The sequence below is a fragment of the Streptomyces sp. NPDC054847 genome, from assembly GCF_053610925.1.
Map to the genome: position 1 here is coordinate 1 of NZ_JBSGZJ010000723.1, position 1,929 is coordinate 1,929.

Sequence of the window (1,929 nt, forward strand, 5' to 3'; positions counted from 1 at the left end):
GCCCCGCGAGCCCTCACCCACCACAGCCCACAACAACTCACCCGTACACGGCAGAACTCACTCATACGAAGTCAAACAGCAGCAGTTCACGACCCTATCGCGCACGCACTGGGCCGGGTCCTGATCCCCGCCCGGCGGCGGTCACCGTACGCCCGCGAGCAGTCCACGTTCCTCGACGGCGCCCGGTCGCCGCTCGCCCGCCCCTATGTCGAGGCGTACTCCTGCACGGCCGTGCAGCGCAGGCGGCGGCGGGCGTTGTGGCTGGCCACCGTCGGGGTGGACATCGACCAGCGGAACATCCATGCCGCCGGCGGTGCCTGGTGAGCCGGGGTGTGGCGGACCGCTGCGGGGCGCGGCGGTCGGTGTTCGCCGTCGCGGCCGTGGTGCGGCCGGTGTGCGGCGGGTGGGTCTGCGTCCTGGCCGCGGGGCACGACGGTCCGCATCACGACCGGGCGGGGGACGCCTGGTGGGTGACCCCGGAGGTCGCCGACGCCGTCGGTGTCTCCCTGCTCGCCCGCGCTCTGGCGAACGCGCTGGGGCGGCCGGAGGAGGAACGGTGACCGGCGAGGCGGCGCCCGAGCCCGCGTTCCGGTCGCCGCGCTGCATCGTCGGCCGTCACGACCGCTGCCGCGATCATGTGCCCTGCGGCAGTGGCGTACCCGGGGTGCGGCACCTGGTGTGCACCTGCGACTGCCATATCCCGGCCAAGGCCCCGCCCGAGAAGCGCCCTTGACCCGCCGGCGCCCTGTACTGAAGCTGAGGCCCTGCCGGCGCGATCAACTTTTCCGGGCGCAGGCCGAATCCTTTCGGCGGGCCCGTGCCTCCTATATGTGCCGACGAACGTCGGTACAGGATCGGGAGGTCTTCATGATCATAGGAATCGCCGTCGCCGCCGGAGCCGTGCTGCTCTGCACGTGCGGCTACTTCGCCCTGCGCAAGCGAAAGCAAGCCCGTGGCTGACTCGTCCTGGCCCGCTGAACAGTTGATCGTCGCCGCCCAGCGCGGCGACGTCGACGCGATCACCGCCCTGGTGTCGGGCTCGCACCCGAACGTGCAGCGATTCGCCCGCTCGCTCTGCGCCACACCCGAGGATGCCGAGGATGCGGCACAGGAGGCCCTGATCATCCTGTATCGCAAGATCGGGATGCTCAGGGCGTCCGGCGCGTTGGCGTCATGGATGTTCCGCATCGTCCGCAACGAGTGTCTGCGGCGCGCGCGCACGATGCGGGCCCATGCGCCCCTGCCCGAGGCCACCGTTCGCTCGGCCGAGGAAGTGGCTCTCCAGCGCATCGAGGCGGGCAGGGTGGCGGCCGCCGTCGCCGCCCTGCCGGCCGAGCAGCGACGCGTGCTGATCATGCGGGACATCCAGGGCTACAGCGGGCGAATGGCCGCCGAGGCGCTCGGCCTCAGTACCGCGGCGATGAAATCGCGTCTGCACCGCGCCCGCGGTGCGGTGCAGCAGTCCCTCCGTGCCAGACCCGAACCTCCGCCTGGAGACGCCCATGACGACGACCGAGGCCGACGGCCCTGACTTCTCCAGTTCGTCCCTGCCTCGCCACCTCGTCCGGGGCCTGATCGGCTTCGGCGGCCTGATCGGCTCGGTGGCGTTCCTCCCGACCACCGGCCCGGTCAGCCTGCTGCTCCTGCCGGTCGGGTTACTGGCACTGCGCGGTTGCCCGATGTGCTGGACCCTCGGCCTGATGCAGACCGTCTCGCGGGGCCGTCTCCGGCGCACCTGCGAGGACGGCGGGTGCAGGCTGACCGTCGCGGACCGGGATCACGGGGAGCGCCCGACCGCCTGACAAGCAGAGAGCGCCGTGACTGCCGGGCCTTGCCGCGTTCTCGTTCGGCGCCTCCCCGGCCGTCACCCGGGCGGAGAACGCGGCTGCCCGGACGGCTCGGCCCCTCCCGCAGCCTGCGGGAGGGGCC

General features: G+C 72.3%; 5 protein-coding genes. All 5 read left to right on the top strand.

Translation table 11 applies throughout. The annotated features are described in order from the left end of the window. The coding region (locus ACWGH4_RS34660; protein ID WP_453467832.1) for a hypothetical protein at nucleotides 1-324 on the top strand (324 nt) is incomplete at its 5' end. After that, nucleotides 321-560, top strand: coding sequence for a hypothetical protein (locus ACWGH4_RS34665; protein WP_453467834.1), 240 nt, complete (start codon nucleotides 321-323; stop codon nucleotides 558-560). The genes ACWGH4_RS34660 and ACWGH4_RS34665, both read left to right, overlap by 4 nt. Before the next feature lie 307 nt (nucleotides 561-867). After that, a complete protein-coding gene (locus ACWGH4_RS34670; protein ID WP_441263982.1) occupies nucleotides 868-960 on the top strand; it encodes an LPXTG cell wall anchor domain-containing protein in 93 nt (30 codons plus the stop codon). After that, nucleotides 953-1,531: an RNA polymerase sigma factor gene (locus tag ACWGH4_RS34675; protein WP_453467836.1), complete on the top strand. Its 579-nt coding sequence runs from the start codon at nucleotides 953-955 to the stop codon at nucleotides 1,529-1,531. Before ACWGH4_RS34670 ends, ACWGH4_RS34675 begins: the two co-directional genes overlap by 8 nt. Next, nucleotides 1,503-1,802, top strand: a complete 300-nt coding sequence (locus ACWGH4_RS34680) for a hypothetical protein (protein ID WP_453467838.1) — start codon at nucleotides 1,503-1,505, stop codon at nucleotides 1,800-1,802. Before ACWGH4_RS34675 ends, ACWGH4_RS34680 begins: the two co-directional genes overlap by 29 nt. The last annotated feature ends 127 nt before the right edge of the window (nucleotides 1,803-1,929 follow it).

Excerpts from the sequence above, each read along its gene's own strand:
- ACWGH4_RS34670 (WP_441263982.1), top strand. The coding sequence starts at position 868 with ATGATCATAGGAATCGCCGTCGCCGCCGGAGCCGTGCTGCTCTGCACG.
- ACWGH4_RS34680 (WP_453467838.1), top strand. The coding sequence starts at position 1,503 with ATGACGACGACCGAGGCCGACGGCCCTGACTTCTCCAGTTCGTCCCTG.